The following is a 16,374-nucleotide window of genomic DNA, read 5'->3' as shown; positions in this document are numbered from 1 at the left end:
ATCAGCAATTGGCAAATATAGCGCTACGCGCCAGGGAACAGGGAATAGGCAATAGGCAATAGGCAATAGGCAATAGGCAATAGTGAAGACAAAAGCTTGCCTTACAAGGGATTGAGCGATTTGAATTTTTCTTTTCTGTCCTAACCTTAGTGCGTAGTGCTATAACCAACAGTCGGCTTTAGTAGCAAATGGCAATAGGTTTGTCAAGGCGGGAACCAGAAAAAATTCAAGAATCATGAGTCTAAATCAGTTGTGAAATAGCGATCCTTACTGGGCAATACTTTCAGCCCTATTTGTGTTCACGACTCATTTAAACAGGCTCAAATGGCTCCATTTGGGGACAGATTTATACTGTATACTATTTTTATTCATCATTCAAGTTGGTTAGTATCGATGTCATTTGATTAAGAAATGTTGAGCGTTTTTGCCAAAGTTGAGCTGAATGCCATAAAGTTCAATACGTATGATGATAAAGTTATAAATTAACCCTTTCCAGCAAGCAAAACCCCGAAGAATTAGGATGGAACACCAAAAAATACTCGAAGTCCATGAGCGTCAACTCAAGTTCTCGCGCCTCTTGGCAAAAATTGGTCAGAACAATCCCATTAGCAAAGTCATTCGTTTAAGGGCTTATTTTTTAGACCTTCCGGTACTGACTAAGCAATGGCGAGATTATTTGTATGTGCGGAAGGAACGGATCTCCGATAAATTTCTGGGTTTGGATCAGGGAATCATCCATACCTCCTACGCTGACGCCAAAAGACTGGTTGAAACCACACCTCAGCAACGGGATAATTATTTGGGACCCTTAAAAATCAATGCTCGCAGTTATTTTCTCGGTCATCCCTTATGTTTAGGAACCAATGGTGATGAACATGCCGGAATTCGAGCGTTATTTTTTCACGCTTTACCAGAAGCCGAAGAAACGACAGAGACACTGGCACAGCTAGTCGATACAGGACTAGCAACGGCGACAAAGCAGGGAAAAATCGATGTTAAAACTGACCTGCCCAAAATGATTGTTGCTCTATTACACGAACTGATTCTTAACCTCAAATTATCTGAGGAAGAAATTGCTGGTTCAGCTGGCTATATTGGCGGGTTGGGATTAGCGACTGTTCCCAATCTTATTCATAACACACTGTTGAGAAATAAGACGCGATCGCACATTCAGCATCGCCAACGATTAGTAGACACTTACAAAAAATCTCCCCAGTATCAAGATTATCTAAGGTTCGGGGCAACGCATCAGTTAAATGAACAACAGGTTGCCAACAATCTGTTTGATATGATCCACGTTGCCGGAACTGCTGGAACCAGTGATCTCCTTGCCTCTGTGTTCGGTGTTTTATGTCAAGATGAAGCCTTGAGAGCCAATGTTGGTGCTGAAATCGATACTGTTTGGGATGGTCAAACTCCCCCAAATGCCCAAACCTTAGCCCAACTCGAATTAACTGAAAAGGTAATTTTTGAAACAGCACGTCTTTATCCACCCGTTCGCTTTCTCAATCAAATGTCTACCGAACCGATGGAAGTAGAAATTGGCGGTCAGCGATGTCCATTCCAAAAGGGAACTCGTCTCGTCGCTTCCCTATTTACGGCGAATCGCGATCCTGATAAATATGAAGAGCCAGATACATTTAAAACTACACGAGATTATAGCGATCTTTTATCCTGGAATGGCTCGAATCAGGAACGCAACTGTCCGGGCAGATCCTTATCGATTGCTATTATAAAACTGTTCTGTTTGTATGCGTTTAAGCACTATCAATGGCATTCTGTTTCTGGTGTAGAATGGGATATGAAAAAGTTTGCTCCCTTTAAGCCCAATCTAGTATTGAATGGCTTTGCACGACGAGCCAACTAATTGGTAGGTATTGCCTTGGCGAATACCATTTTACCTCGATCAACACGACAAGATAAAAACAAATCATGCTAACCATTGAAACTCGATAACTTAACGATATTGGCACTTGGATGAAACAAGACAGGGAAACTGATTTCCCTGACATTCTGAAAGGGGTATTTTTTATGGATGGGAATCCTTAGCTATTAATAGCCCAAGGTTAAAGCACCAGGACGTCGGGGGTCAGATGCACCGTTTAAGGTTTGATTAACTAACATAATACTTTGGGTACTTCCCATCGTATTGGTGACGGTAATCTGATGTCCTTTGTCCTCTAACAGACGCATCGTATCTCCATTTAATCCGGGTTCAATCATCAACTGATCCGGAAGCCATTGATGATGTACCCGAACGGCATTCGTTGCTTCAGCAATATTCATGTCATGATCAATTACATTTAAAATAACCTGTAACACCGTCGTAATAATCCGACTTCCCCCCGGACTTCCCGTCACCAGAAACGGCTTCCCATCTTTTAAGACAATCGTTGGTGTCATGGAACTGAGCATTCGTTTTTCCGGTTCAATGGCGTTAAATTCTCCACCAATTAAACCAAACGCATTGGGAACTCCTGGCTTGGCGGAAAAATCATCCATTTCATTGTTGAGCAGAATCCCTGTCCCCGGAACCGTTATTTTACTGCCATAACTAAAGTTTAGGGTATACGTATTCGCCACAGCATTACCCTGATTATCCATAACTGAATAATGAGTGGTATTGTTACTTTCAATAAACGGATTGGGATTACCCGGAGCAATTTCTTGACTTGGCGTTGCTTGATCTAAATTTATTTTGCGGCGTAGCTGTTCGGCATAGGATTTAGAGATTAACCCAGAAATCGGGACAGACACAAAATCAGTATCCCCTAAATATTTAGACCGATCCGCATACGCTAGTTTCATGCTTTCGGTGAGTAAATGAATCGTTTGGGCGGTATTTTGTCCCAATTCTCCCAGAGGAAATGCTTCCAAAATATTCAGCAATTGTACCAGATGAATTCCCCCCGAACTCGGCGGTGGCATGGAATAAATTTCATAGCCGCGATAAGTACCGCGAATTGGTTCTCGGATCACGGGTTGATACTCGGCTAAATCCGCCTTAGAAATCAAGCCATCATTGGCTTCCATCTCTGCCACAATCGCCTCTGCGATCGCGCCCTGGTAAAATGCCTTTGATCCTTCCCTAGCAATCAATCTCAAACTCTGCGCTAAATCTCTTTGCACCAGAGTTTCACCAATCTGATAAGGTTCTCCCCCTGGTTTATAAAAGATTGCCATACTAGCAGGATAGGCTTGCATTCGTTCTTTCACAGCAACTAAGGAACGATGCACATATTCGGAAACAGGGAACCCATTTTCGGCTAATTCAATCCCAGGTTGTAACGCCCGTGCTAAAGAAATTGTTCCGTATTTTTCCAATGCCATAGTTAACCCAGCAACGGTTCCGGGAACACCAACAGCTAAATAACTATGGCGAGATTTTTCGGGATCAACATCACCTGTTTCATCCAGAAACATAGTACGAGTGGCGGATTTTGGAGCTTTTTCCCGATAATCAATGGCAATGGTTTTATTTTCATCGGCTAAATGGACGAGCATAAATCCACCGCCACCAATATTTCCCGCACTGGGTAAAGTAACCGCCATGGTAAATCCCATGGTTACGGCAGCATCAATGGCATTTCCCCCCTCTTTTAACACAGCCAACCCTGCTTCTGTGGCATAGCTTTCTTGAGAGGAAACCATACCATTTTCCGCGATAACCGGATGAAAGATATCCCTGGGGCTATAAATGGGGACATCTTGAGCGACAACTTGGGTACAAATCAGACTCACTGTAGCCAGGAGAATCAGGATTTGTTTCGGATAGCGAGAAAAGCGATAACCTCGGATAGTGAGTATTTTTATGCTTTGCTGAAAACGTTTCACAATTGGAAGAGAATAGAGTGATTTAGACAGGAATTGCAAATTGTAGGGGCGGGTTTAGCCATTCAATTCAAATATTCACCGATAAATAAACAACAAAACCCGCCCTCCCTACCGATAAATGAACAATAAAACTCGCCCTTGCTCACCGATAACGATTCAACCCAACCCGCCATTGAGCATAAAGATATATAACACAAGGAAAGCGCGATCGCAACCAAATGACTATTCTAGGCGATCGCTCATCAGTTTCGGGACTTGCAGCTTTTTCCCCTGACTCGTACCCACCGAATTAGGGTTGATCGGGGAAGTTCGCTTAAGTGGAACAACAATTCTCTCGCGGTATAGATTTGCCCGTTTTTGGATCAGTTCCTTTTCATCAGGGTGTTCGTAAACCACCGCACCTCGACTTTGCTCTGCCAAAATTTTACAGGCAAAATAGTTTGCCATAAACTGATCTTGTTTAAACGTTGCTCCCGCTTGGGGGATATCCTTTTTCGCCGGATAATGTTCGGTTAATTCCTTGGGACATTCTCGCAACCACTGCTCAACCCCTTGAGCATAAGCCCTCGCCACTTGCTCTTGAGTAATGTGCCAGGTATCTTTCTGACGCCGTAGGCTAAATTTACCATAATGACCCACGGCTTGTACCTCTTTGGTGTCTTTTGCGATCGCGGATAGGATGTCTCCTTGATTCAGAGGCGTTCCACCGGGATGGTTATGGATGACAATTTGAGCCGGATGAGACGCTTTCCCTTTTGATTTTTTCGGTTTCTTTTTCGATTTCTTGGGTGGAAACACAGGAATATTTGCTGCGTTATACCCAAAACGTTCCGCCTGTTTCAGTTGCGTCTGGATATCTGCGGTTTCCTTGGATGAAGCGGATGCCTTTTTGGGAGAACCAAAGGGGCGTGTTTCCAAGAGATTCGTTGCAGGTAACTTAGCTTGTCTGGCTTGGATACCCTTCCCGAAGGAGCGCGTCTGTAACGAGTTCGGTGCTGGGATAAACTCATCTTCCCCAGACCTTTTTTTGCGAATTCGTCGTCGGATACCCATAACCCCCTCCAAATTTAACTGGAGATATAATTGATATCTATCATTATTTTGTGTTTATGTCAAGTTTTATCGCCAAGCTAAAGTTACTTCTTCTCAGACTTTTATTGTGTTCACCTACTTATGAAACACCTGAAACTCTACCCTAGAATCAGTCAATCGTTGTGTCAAGGCAGAACGATGCTCATCCGTACAACCCAACAAAATATTAAACGCCGTTAGGTGTTCGTTTTCGTTGACGATTTGAGGTTGCGTCAGCCATGTCTGATGAGCATCCGATAACACTTCCATCAAGATCTGGAACTCCTTTGGAGTTGCGTCTTGTAAAAGCAAATTAGCCTGATTTACCATCAACAGATAAGCTTCCCCATCGAGCCAACTGAGATCCGTAATGCATTCGTCAAGAGCATCCCAGTTTTCACCAAAGTAGTAGGGAAACTGAAGGGCTACACCTATCTCTTTGAAAAAGTCAGGCATCGTTTTACTTTTCTTGCCCCTAACCATCCGAATCGCCGCCTGTGAATAGTCTGATGTTAACTGAAGATACAAGTCAGCAAAAGCCGATTCATTTGCCACTTGAACATAGAATATTGGTGGCTTCGGTTTGAAAAGCGGTTCATAATCCACTGAGCATTACCTCAGTGTGTTGTACTAGGAATGGTAAAGTAGGCACGAACACCTGATAGTTGGTGAGAGCCAATGACAAGACCCGCATAATTAGCTTGTCGTACATTAAGCTGTGTACCCCATTTGATCGGGAGTCTAGCTTGATTAGCTACACCGATCCTGGTGAGCATCTCTGAAACAAGCCCAAGTCGAACACCCGCGTAGTCAATTTTAGCTCCAATTGTCGGCTTGCCATCCTTGATCCTCCAAGAAAAGTAGAGAGTTTCGGGTCGTGAGGCACCCAGCAAACGATGTAAAGGCAGAAACTTTTCAATACCATCTTCCGTGACACCCGTTTTCGCAAGCGCCTGCTGCAAGCGATCGCGGTCACGTTCTTCTTCACCAGGAACGAGATAGGTGGTGAAAAATACGCTAAAACTGGGAGGAGAAGTGGCATCGGCTGCCAGAATATGAGTGTAATCCTTTTCAAAGATTTGAGCTAATCCTGAAATCTGCGCGATCGCTTCTTTACCCACACCCCGTTGTGCCAAAAAGTACTCAACTTCCGACAGCGGAATTGCGCCCCGAATGTACATCTCTCCTCCGGAAACTGACCCAGCGATTGGCAGCTTCATTCCCACAACATAACCCGCTCCAAAATTAGCCAGGGCAATCATTGTGGCACAATCTGGCTCAGGGGTTCCTCGGTCTTTTAATATTGCCAAAAACTCATCCACCGCGTTGGGGTCTTCGCTTAAGGTGATCAGATCAACGTGCTTCTGATCAGACCGCAACTCCAACTCTGCATATTCAGCTAGAGGATTCCTGAGTCTGTGTAACACTTCGTCGATATCTTGGGTAACCTCAAGACTCTGAAGTGAACAGAGTTGTCTTAGCCGTTCAATATCCATTACTATTCCTGACCAGCAAAAGCGGAAGCTAGACCACCCAAGCGAAACTTTGCGTCTATACCATCTGGACCATCAGTTCGTGTATGCCCAAAAAACAGTAGAGAACCATTTGAACCGTGAAGAATTCGGGTTCCCTCCTGAGGAACTTGAGCCATCAGTTTTTCTACAGCATCAGCGTGCTGGTTTTGATACTCGAAGACATAGATACTCAGTTTAACATCAGGGTTTTTCACCTCGAAACCAATACCGCCCAAAGCACCGATATTTTCAGGTGGGAGTTCTGGGTCTACTTCCTGGAGTGGTTCATTTGCCTGACTCAGCAGCACACGCGCTCTTTGCAGTTCTTGCCCCAGCATTTCTGTTGTCATGGAATTTCTCCTTTTCATGTCTTGGGATTGGGCATTAGACTGTTTTCTCGGAGAATCAAATGATTGATTTTCTATTTCCGAGTCAGCTTTAGGAGTACTACTTGCCGTTTCATTGCAAGCTGTACCTACACTCACGATGACCATGCCTACCAGAACTGAAACGAATAGGCGTTTATGGGGTACATGATCTAGTTGCATTTGCCCACCGATTTTGCTTAGTTTCATGAATGAAGTCATCCCAGTCTGTTTCGCTCTTGGCTTTGATGAAAGCGTTCTTTAACTCATCTGTCTTGCCGTCAAAATAGGCACTGGCTATGGTAGATTCTGTGACCAGACTCACCAAGACGACTACGCAGTCGTAGTTATTTTGGTAGTTGAGACGTCCGGTAATTGGAGGCGTAACCGCCGCACAAACTTTACGGGTGAAATATTCTGTCACCCCTTCATTCAGAGGTTGACTAATCCCAATTAACCCATTATCAGAATATTTGTGAACTGCCTCGTGAATCATCGTACCCGCATTTCCTCGATCCTTGTGAATCCAGACTCGACCTTGACTATCCACAAAGCCATTAATTTGAGTTTTCTTGCCTCCATTCCAAGTTGAGGCTCCATAATGGGCAATCCCGGCTCGATCCCAATCGGCATTATCCACTACGGCTACGAGTCCAGCAATTTGCCGACCATTCTTGACCGCTTCAGCCACATAAGTGGCAATGTGGGTTTGGATATAAGTATCTGCATCACCCGCCGAGGTATGACTCTTCCCATCTTCTGCGGTGGTTCCCGGCTGGAACATGCCCAAGGTAGTCACTAAGGTGAGGTAATCTTGTTCGCCCAGAGCTGTATTAGCTTGGCTCATAAGTGCAGCATCTGACCAAACGGTTTGGCGTTCAGCGTCAGTGGCATTTTCCACCAGAGGTTGAAGTTGGCTAAGTCCTGCTGACCAAGGGTTGAGCGCCAGTTCAAATCGGGTTTTAAAGGGAACGCCTGCATCCGCAAGAATGCTCATCATCTCAGACAGAGAAAGTTCAGATGCAAGTCTGGACACTAGCACCGTATCACTTAACGCTTTATTCCGCTCAGCCCCTGTCGCGTTCACCATAAGTTCACGGATAGCCTGCTCATCTGTCCCCCAACCATCCATCGCCGCATTTAGTTTGTCTTTCACAGGCGCATTGAGGTTGCCTAAAACTGTCAACATATCGGCTCGACTCAACTCACTCGAAAGCCTCGATCCCAGTGCCGCGTCATTCAAAACTGCCTGCTTTTGTGCATCTGATGCCCCTTTGGTCAGAGCCTTAATCGCCTCAGCATCGACTCCCCAACCATCCATCACCGCATTTAGTTTGTCTTTCACAGGCGCATTGAGGTTGCCTAAAACTGTCAACATATCGGCTCGACTCAACTCACTCGAAAGCCTCGATCCCAGTGCCGCGTCATTCAAAACTGCCTGCTTTTCTGCATCTGATGCCCCTTTGGTCAGAGCCTTAATCGCCTCAGCATCGACTCCCCAACCATCCATCGCCGCATTTAGTTTGTCTTTCACAGGCGCATTGAGGTTGCCTAAAACCGTCAACATATCGGCTCGACTCAACTCGCTTGAGAGTCGAGCAACCAGCGCTGTGTCAGCTAAAACGGCTTTCTTCTCTGTGTCTTTGGCACTGGCTGTCAGATCCTTAATCACCTGAGCATCACAACCCCAACCCTTCATTGCTGCATTCAGCTTTTGTTTAAGGGGAGCCTCCAGAGCATTGAGGGCTTGAATCATCTCACGGCGACTCAGTTTACTTTGGAGTTGACCCATCAGTTTAGAGTCAGTTAATATCTGCTTCTTCTCAGAGGCAGACGCTTTACCTAGCAACTGCAAAATCTGGGCTGAATCTGCACCCCAACCGCCCAATGCGTCTCTGAGTTCCTCAATGGTACTCTTAGACTTTTTTTGGTCTTTTTTTGCCGGATCATCATCGCGCTGAACAGTACCTGTCTGCTGAACAACATGAGTTAACTCATGGGCAAGTAATTCCTGTCCATCCTTACTTCCAGGGTTGTATTCGCCCTGTTTGAAGAAAACATCTTGTCCTGTTGTGAAAGCACGCGCTTGAATTGAGTGATTAAGCTGGTCAGATTGGCTATCAGTGTGTACTTTTACCCCGCTGAAATCAGCCCCAAATGCTTGCTCCATCGGTTCGCGGATATCCTCTGAGAGGGATTGTCCCTGACCCCGCTTTTGTTGAATGGATTCTTCTAAGTTAACGGAGGCATTTGTACTCCCTGTTCCCGATTGGGATTTCCTCATTAACTTTGGGCTAATTTTTTTTTTCTCTTCCTCTTCTGGAGGAATACCTTGACGCTGGATAGTGTCAGATTCGAGTTTGGCACTAACGGGAGTTTCCTCTTCCTCTTCTTCTGGTAAGGCTTCTCGTTGTAGTGTCCCTGATTCGAGTTTGGCGTTAACGGGAGTTTCTTCCTCCTCTTCTGGTGGTAAAGCTTCCCGTTGTACTGTCTTACCCTGAACCGACGGCTGACTCTGAGGCGAATTAATCTGATTAACGACTTGAGACGCTACTTGATCCGCTTCCTGCTCATACTTATCATTCGGTTCTCCAATCGTCAGCTTTGCCTGAATCGGTGTAGCGTTACTCGAAGGTACGGTGGGAATATTAGCGGCATTATAGCCAAAGCTTTCTGCCTGTTTGAGTTGAGCTTGGAGATCTGGCATCTCTTGTTTAGGCGTAGATGCCTGCTTGGGAGTACCGAAGGGACGAGTTTGCAACACATTGGTTGTTGGTAACTCTGCTCGTCTCGCCTGGATACCTTTACCGAATGGGCGCGGTTGTAAAGGATTCCGTACTGGTAAAGAAGTCGATTCCCAGGATGTTTTTTTGTTAAGACGCCGTCGGCTACCCATGACCAGTCTTCCCAACTCAACTTGTGAATACTTAATATTATCCTGCACAAGTCCTTTATGCAATTCGCGATCGCTCAAATTGTTACGGAACTTTAGGGAATAGTGATTGGGGATGGGTGAAGAGGTGACTAGGGGACTAGAAATCCAGTCGGTGTAATCACATCGATTACTAGATTTGCGGGAAAATATCACACCAGCCACAAAGAAGGGCGGGTTTTGTTGAAAGGTTATCGGTAGATACTAAACTGAAATGGCTAAACCCGCCCCTACAGACAATTGGCAGACGTGCCATGGCACTAATTTTTACAATCCCTAAACCTCTTACTTAACCCATCCCCTGATTTCCACATCGGTTAATGGTCGCTCTAGTTTCACATATTCGCTCTTAGTGGCTTGCAAAATATGTTTCATTTGTACGGGTTCCCCAGCATCTGCCGCTAGAAATGCCGCATTCATGGCGATACTACGGATATTACCCCCTGCTACATTCAGTTTTGCCAATTTCCGATAATCCAGCTTCTCTGTTGGTGTCTGTTTAGGAAAAATCCGTTTCCAAATTTCTTGGCGTTGCTCCGCGTTGGGGAAAGGAAATTGAGCAATAAAGCGAATCCGTCGCAGAAAGGCTTGGTCTAAGGCACTTTTAATATTGCTGGTTAAAATTGCCAATCCTCGATAGGATTCCATGCGCTGCAACAGATAACTGACCTCAATGTTGGCATGGCGATCATGGGAGTCTTTGACTTCAGAACGCTTACCAAATAAGGCGTCAGCTTCATCGAATAACAGGATTGATCCTCCTCCTTCTGCGGCATCAAAAACCCGGCGTAAGTTCTTCTCAGTTTCACCAATATATTTACTAATAACTGAACTGAGGTCGATCCGATAAACATCTAATCGTAACTCTTTTCCGATCACCTCGGCTGCCATAGTTTTCCCGGTTCCACTGGCACCAGCAAATAGGGCGCTAATTCCCAAACCACGGCGACTTTTTCCGGCAAATCCCCAACTTTCATAGACCTTCATCCGGTGACGCACATGGGTGACAATTTCTGACAAGACAGTGCGTTCTCTGTCTGGCAAAATTAAATCGTCCCAAGTGGCGGCTGTGTCAATCCGTTGGGCTAATTCTTCCATGCGGGGACGGGCTTGAATACAGCAGACGTCCCACAATTTAGTGGTCATGGGTGGCAGGGCAGATGGGTTGTAGTTTTCTTCGTCTATAGGTTGTTCATCTTCTTCTGGCGTCTCAATGTCCATTCCTTTGATGGTTAAGCAAGCGGTATGAATGTTGGGGGCGCTAAGGTTAAATGTGGAGACTAATAAGTTAATTGCAGGCTCAAGTTTGGCGGCTTTATCGGCTAAAGCGTTTTGCCAAATTAAACGCTGCTCATCACTGGTGGGATGATGGACATCAATGGTAATAATGGGACGCTGGCGTTGGCGGCGTCGATCGCGACTCGTGACAATCAGGGGTGTGTTCAGGCTTTCGATGAAACGGGCGATCGCACTTTCTCTGGCTGGATCATTGGTTTCGAGATGATCACAGTTGAGTAAGAGTACGGTGCTACTTAATGCCCATTCCCGTTCATAGAGTATCTTAACGATATTCAGTTGACTGGTATTCGTGGGTAAAGATTCAGCAGAAAGGGCATGGAGATTAATCCCTAGATGATCGCATACGGCTCGTGCGATCGCACGTTTACTGGTGACATCTTCTCCACACAGCTGCACTACCGGAAATGTCCCCTCACCCACCTGTAACCAGGTTGTAGCAATTTGTTGAACACTTTGCTGATGAGAGGATACCAAAATACCCGGTAGGGGCATCGGTTCCTCCATACTCGCCAAACGCTCATCAATATATTGAACCCCGCGCAGGTAATGCAAAATCCGCTCATCAATCCGTAGCGAACTACTGGTTAACGTAAACCCTTCACCCACGTCAATTAACCGCCAGTGGCGCAACGGTGCATCTGGCGTCAGCGCCCCCCAATGTCCATGGGGTAATATATTCAACGCTAGAGCAAATGTGGGATAATTCATTTGTTCATTACTTTGAGCGATGCCACAGAGTAACCCCCAAGAGGCGTCAAATTCCATCCCCGCACATAACAGCAGCAAATCTCGCTCAAATGAGGATAACCCAAACATTTGGCAAAGCTGATCTAACAAGGGAGGCGGTGAAAGCGATGTGTCGGGTTGATGGTAGGAACCATTTCCATTGGGATAGAAGCCATTGGTTAAGGTAAGAGAGATACCTGTAGTGATTTGATCACTCTTGCGTTCCAAGGCTTGACGCACTCGCGCAATCTCTCCCATCAAATACTGCTGATTGGCTTCTAGCCAGCCTTCGGTTACATTGAGCCGGGATACAGACATGGGCATCGTTAAGCGCAGCAATATTCACCATGATATAGCGTGTGGCGGCAAAAGTTTTCGGTTGGGGGAGCAGAGGTGCAGGGGAAGCTGGGGAAGCGGGGGAAGCGGGGGAAGCTGGGGAAGCGGGGGAAGCGGGGGAAGCTGGGGAAGATGAGGGAGAGATTTCCCAATCAACGAATGACAAATGACAAATGACAAATGACAAATGACAAATGACAAATGACAAATAATGCGTATTCTGTTGGTTGATGATGAAGTTGAACTCACCGATCCTTTAAGCCGAGTCCTCAAACGGGAGGGATACGAGGTTGATGTGGCTTATGAGGGACAGTCTGGACGCCAGTTAGCGATGCAAAGCGACTATGATTTGCTTATTTTAGATTGGATGTTACCGCATCAGTCGGGGTTAGAGCTTTGTCAACAGTTGCGATCGCAAGGGAAAACGACACCTGTTCTCTTCCTTACCGCTAAAGATACCCTGGATGATCGGGTGATGGGATTGGATGCAGGGGCGGATGATTATCTTGTCAAACCCTTTGAACTGCGAGAATTACTGGCTAGGGTTCGCGCCTTGCTGCGGCGTTCGGCGACGGAAACCAATGCGCCTGTTCGGTTGCGCGTTGCTTCTTTAGAACTGGATGTGGACAATCAGCTTGCCTACCGCAATGGACGATTAATTGAACTCTCGGAAAAAGAAACCCAGCTTCTGGACTATTTTATGCGTCATTCGGGTCAACTGTTGACTCATGGGGAAATTTATCAGCAGTTGTGGCAGGATGAAGAACAACCTAGTAGTAATGTCTTAGCGGCTTTAGTGCGCTTGTTACGCCGCAAAATAGAGGCTCCTGGTGAAGCCCCCTTGATTCACACGGTATACGGGAAGGGATATCGGTTTGGTGAAGGGAGTTAAGTTGAATGGTACTGAAATTTGGGCTGGTGGGTTTCGACTTCGCTCAACCCACCCTAGGCTATATCAAGAGTTTCGGCGAGCCAAAAATACGAATTTTCAGTGCCATTAGAGTTAAGTTCAACCGCAAGAAACTACTTAGATATCAACTCTCATAATTCCTAATGCTTTTTTTTCCCAACAGCCCCTATTGGGTTGATTCTGGGATATTCAGCTAGCATCCATCTAGCTAATTGAGAATAACTATAGACAATGCTCAATTTGTTCCCCGTTGGCTGGTATGGAAATGCAGCCCTACTTAAAAAATATTGACAATTTTTGTTGACGTAACATAACTATAGATTTTGCGCTAGGATTTGGATCTTACTTCATCAACACTTCACAGAAATTCTCTCTTGAGAGAATTATACTGTTAGGTAAGTACATATACGGGGTGTAACTATGAATAGCATCTACTCAAACTTTTCGTTCAGAGCAGCTGGAGTTGCTTTAGGTGTTGGTTTAGCCACTGCGGGTCTGTCTCTCGTTTCGGGTGTTGCCAGTGCGGCTACAGTCACGAGTCTACCTGACTTTACTGATGACCAGTTCGATGGGTTAATCAATAGTGGGGAATTTACCGAAGTATTCGTAGCTGAGGGGCGAATTGGTAATAACAGTTTGAACCTGGCTGAACGTGAGTTGGGGATTAATGATAAAGCTGGGACTCCTATGCAATCCGCTCAGTTTGTCTGGGGGAATGGTACAGTCTATGATTTCACACTGGAGTATACTGGCTCAACAGTCAACTATAACGTTGGTGGAACACTACTAAGTAGCACAGCGTTTACCGAACCAATTGATACGATATATATTCGTACCAAAGAAACAGCCAACAGCAATGTACGGCTTAATCTTGATAGTTTGAATACCTTTTCTGCTCCAAGTGATGGCGATAGTGACAATGTAGACTATGTGTTGGTTGAAGATATCTCAGCACCGTTTACGCTGACGGGTACAGTCAGCTTCGATTGGACTGGAGATCAACCGACTCGCTCTAACCTGGCGTATCAAATCAAGGTAGGCACTAGCGAACCGGTTCCCGAACCCTTGACTATCCTCGGTTCAGGTGTCGCTCTCGGATTTGGTGCTTTGTTAAAAAAAGAGTCTTCGAGAAAGCAAAATAAGGTAAAATAACCAGAAAGCTATTGGTTTATAATCGCTAAATAGGGGGATGTTGAAGCGAGGACTCATTCACAAATGATTGATAAAATGCCCATTCGGGCTGGTATCGTCGGGACTGGATATGCCGCTAATCAACGGGCGCAAACCTTACAGGCGGATGCGCGATCGCAGCTAGTGGTTGTCAGTGGGCATACCCCGGAAACCGTGCAAGACTTTGTACAACGCCACCAAACCAGTGCCGTCGAGTCTTGGCAACAGGTGGTGGCACATCCGGATGTGGATTTAGTCTTTGTTTGTACGATTAATCGTGATCATGGTGCGATTGTTAAGGCGGCTTTAACCGCAGGGAAGCATGTTGTTGTCGAATATCCGATTTCCCTTGATCCGACAGAAGCCGAATCCCTAATTGCCCTTGCCCAAGCTCAAGGCAAACTCCTACATGTGGAACATATTGAGCTATTAGGCGGCTTACATCAAGCCTTACAGCAATCATTACCAGAGATTGGCACTCCTTTTTATGCCCGATATGTCACAATTGTGCCGAAGCACCCAGCGCCGCAGCGTTGGACATACCATCGGGACTTATTTGGCTTTCCCTTTAAAGCCGCATTACCCCACATCCATCGATTTACTAATTTATTTGGTAACGTCGCAACCGTTAGCTGTAATACTCAGTTTTGGCAAAATTCAGACTATTATCGTGCCTGTCTCTGTACGGCTCAATTACAGTTTGTCAAGGGACTAATTGCCCACGTAACCTATGGCAAGGGGGAAGTATTTTGGCAGAGATTGCGGACGTTTGAAGTCCACGGCGATCGCGGTACACTGGTATTTGAGGGAGATCAAGGTAAATTCATCCGGGGAGAGGAAGAACATCCCATCACTGTAGCAGGGCGTCGCGGTTTATTTGTTCAAGATACAGAAATGGTATTAGATCATCTCGTGGATGGAAAGCCTCTGTATGTGTCGAGTGAAGCCAGTTTATATGCGCTTCAGGTTGGAGACGCCGTTTGCCAATCAGCGGAAACAAATCAAATGATTGTGTTGAAATAGGTGCTTATGGGGTTAGTGATAATAGCGCTAGATAATCACTCTCCACTGTCTCAGCCCAAACTCTGCCACTCTGTCAGGGCGGGTTTTGAATAAACTTGATCATCAATGGCAAAATGAAAGCCCTAAACCCGCCCCTACTTTCGGACAAACATATAACCATTAATCAAGTTCAACTTGTACTTCCACGCGATCAAGACCGCTGCTTAAATTCTCGTGTCTGCGGAAATTGATTGGACTGATCGGTGGAGATAAGGGTTCGTTAACTGAGATTTCCACATCGTCTATTAACTGAAAGTCAGCACCAGCTTGGTTGTTAAAATTAATCTGGCTACCACCCGTTCCTCTCCATGCCAGCGCTGGATCGTCTAAAAAGAACTGGTCAAAATCATCGCCGAGATTTCTCTGTTCAATGCCCATTAGGGATTCACCAGAGAGAGTAACGTCGTCGGCTTTGGTCGTGACTGGTGATTGAGCCGAGACAGGGTTCGCTAAGCCGAACATGGCGGCTAGGATTCCTATAGCTGTAAGATTTTTATATCGCATTGGCGTTCTCTCCCATGAGAGTTTGTTACATTTTTATTATTTTTGATTGAAGTCTGGTTTACCTCTATCAGAGGAAACGATAATTGACAAAGGGGTATCTCCAAAAAGATAGATTTTTCTTCAGAAGCTGTGATTCAATCACCTTTCCAGATGTTCAAGCTAAATGCGATCGCGCCGCCTGTTACGTTCCATAGGTGTCTACTGAAGCTGAGGAAACAAACATAAGACATAAGACAAATTACGAAATGCTAACTAGGGTTACATCTGCCGACGCACTAACCGGACTTTGACAATAGGGTGATGTATAACTTCATGAACCCCAACCTACTTCGTTGAGGTTAGGGATTGGCAGAGGGAACTTGCCAGGAAGTCATGAATAGGGCATGAGTTGGTAGGGGATAATCACTTCCGAACGTTTCTCTAGTTCGGACTCTATGTAGGTCTAGGAATCTCTAGGCACTGGGTACTTCCAGGACACACCCCTATCAATGCCTTAAGAGACGTAAACATTTACACGAGTGGATTATATCTATGAATCGTGTTCCAGTAGTCAGTAAAGAAGGAAAACCTTTAATGCCCACCAAACCATCCAGGGCTAGACGGTGGGTGAATGTTGGTAGAGCAGTGGGAAAATGGTCAGACCTAGAAGTC

The 16,374-nt window shown here is 45.6% G+C and carries 14 protein-coding genes; 6 read left to right on the top strand and 8 right to left on the bottom strand.

Going from position 1 to position 16,374, the window contains the following annotated elements:
• Window positions 1-520: 520 nt before the first annotated feature.
• A complete protein-coding gene (locus tag RIC07_RS06065; RefSeq protein ID WP_446393736.1) occupies window positions 521-1,867 on the top strand; it encodes a cytochrome P450 in 1,347 nt (448 codons plus the stop codon).
• 185 nt (window positions 1,868-2,052) lie between these two features.
• Here the strand turns inward: RIC07_RS06065 and ggt are convergent, their stop codons facing one another.
• From ggt to RIC07_RS06030, 7 genes are all read right to left on the bottom strand, one after another.
• Window positions 2,053-3,741 (bottom strand): gamma-glutamyltransferase, encoded by a 1,689-nt coding sequence (ggt, locus tag RIC07_RS06060; RefSeq protein WP_446393789.1) that lies wholly within the window; start codon window positions 3,739-3,741, stop codon window positions 2,053-2,055.
• A 315-nt stretch (window positions 3,742-4,056) separates the two neighbouring features.
• Window positions 4,057-4,887 carry a hypothetical protein gene (locus RIC07_RS06055; protein ID WP_446393735.1) on the bottom strand — a complete coding sequence of 277 codons (831 nt, stop codon included), beginning with the start codon at window positions 4,885-4,887 and terminating at the stop codon, window positions 4,057-4,059.
• Between the two features lie 114 nt (window positions 4,888-5,001).
• Window positions 5,002-5,511, bottom strand: coding sequence for a barstar family protein (locus RIC07_RS06050; protein WP_446393734.1), 510 nt, complete (start codon window positions 5,509-5,511; stop codon window positions 5,002-5,004).
• Between the two features lie 11 nt (window positions 5,512-5,522).
• Window positions 5,523-6,401 carry a hypothetical protein gene (locus RIC07_RS06045; protein WP_446393733.1) on the bottom strand — a complete coding sequence of 293 codons (879 nt, stop codon included), beginning with the start codon at window positions 6,399-6,401 and terminating at the stop codon, window positions 5,523-5,525.
• A gap of 2 nt (window positions 6,402-6,403) precedes the next feature.
• Window positions 6,404-6,967, bottom strand: a complete 564-nt coding sequence (locus RIC07_RS06040) for a hypothetical protein (RefSeq protein WP_446393732.1) — start codon at window positions 6,965-6,967, stop codon at window positions 6,404-6,406.
• The gene (locus RIC07_RS06035) at window positions 6,942-9,881 is read right to left on the bottom strand and encodes an eCIS core domain-containing protein (protein WP_446393731.1); all 2,940 of its coding nucleotides are present in this window, start codon (window positions 9,879-9,881) and stop codon (window positions 6,942-6,944) included. The genes RIC07_RS06040 and RIC07_RS06035 overlap by 26 nt, the downstream gene beginning before the upstream one ends.
• A 120-nt stretch (window positions 9,882-10,001) precedes the next feature.
• Window positions 10,002-12,059: an ATP-binding protein gene (locus RIC07_RS06030; RefSeq protein ID WP_446393730.1), complete on the bottom strand. Its 2,058-nt coding sequence runs from the start codon at window positions 12,057-12,059 to the stop codon at window positions 10,002-10,004.
• Window positions 12,060-12,100: 41 nt separating this feature from the next.
• Here RIC07_RS06030 and RIC07_RS06025 point away from each other — a divergent pair, with 41 nt between their 5' ends.
• From RIC07_RS06025 to RIC07_RS06010, 4 genes are all read left to right on the top strand, one after another.
• The gene (locus RIC07_RS06025) at window positions 12,101-12,247 is read left to right on the top strand and encodes a hypothetical protein (RefSeq protein WP_446393729.1); all 147 of its coding nucleotides are present in this window, start codon (window positions 12,101-12,103) and stop codon (window positions 12,245-12,247) included.
• 41 nt (window positions 12,248-12,288) lie between these two features.
• A complete protein-coding gene (rppA, locus tag RIC07_RS06020) occupies window positions 12,289-12,969 on the top strand; it encodes a two-component system response regulator RppA (RefSeq protein ID WP_446393728.1) in 681 nt (226 codons plus the stop codon).
• 438 nt (window positions 12,970-13,407) lie between these two features.
• Window positions 13,408-14,139, top strand: a complete 732-nt coding sequence (locus RIC07_RS06015; protein WP_446393727.1) for a PEP-CTERM sorting domain-containing protein — start codon at window positions 13,408-13,410, stop codon at window positions 14,137-14,139.
• Between the two features lie 63 nt (window positions 14,140-14,202).
• Window positions 14,203-15,180: a Gfo/Idh/MocA family protein gene (locus RIC07_RS06010; protein ID WP_446393726.1), complete on the top strand. Its 978-nt coding sequence runs from the start codon at window positions 14,203-14,205 to the stop codon at window positions 15,178-15,180.
• 159 nt (window positions 15,181-15,339) lie between these two features.
• On the opposite strand, the gene RIC07_RS06005 is transcribed toward RIC07_RS06010, so the two are convergent.
• Window positions 15,340-15,723, bottom strand: a complete 384-nt coding sequence (locus tag RIC07_RS06005; protein ID WP_446375186.1) for a hypothetical protein — start codon at window positions 15,721-15,723, stop codon at window positions 15,340-15,342.
• A gap of 531 nt (window positions 15,724-16,254) precedes the next feature.
• Between RIC07_RS06005 and RIC07_RS06000 the strand changes: the two genes are divergently transcribed.
• The coding region (locus RIC07_RS06000) for an RRXRR domain-containing protein (protein ID WP_446393724.1) at window positions 16,255-16,374 on the top strand (120 nt) is incomplete at its 3' end.

The organism is Coleofasciculus sp. E1-EBD-02 (assembly GCF_040218245.1).
Taxonomy (GTDB): domain Bacteria; phylum Cyanobacteriota; class Cyanobacteriia; order Cyanobacteriales; family Coleofasciculaceae; genus Coleofasciculus.
This window is presented reverse-complemented; position numbering and strand designations above follow the sequence as displayed.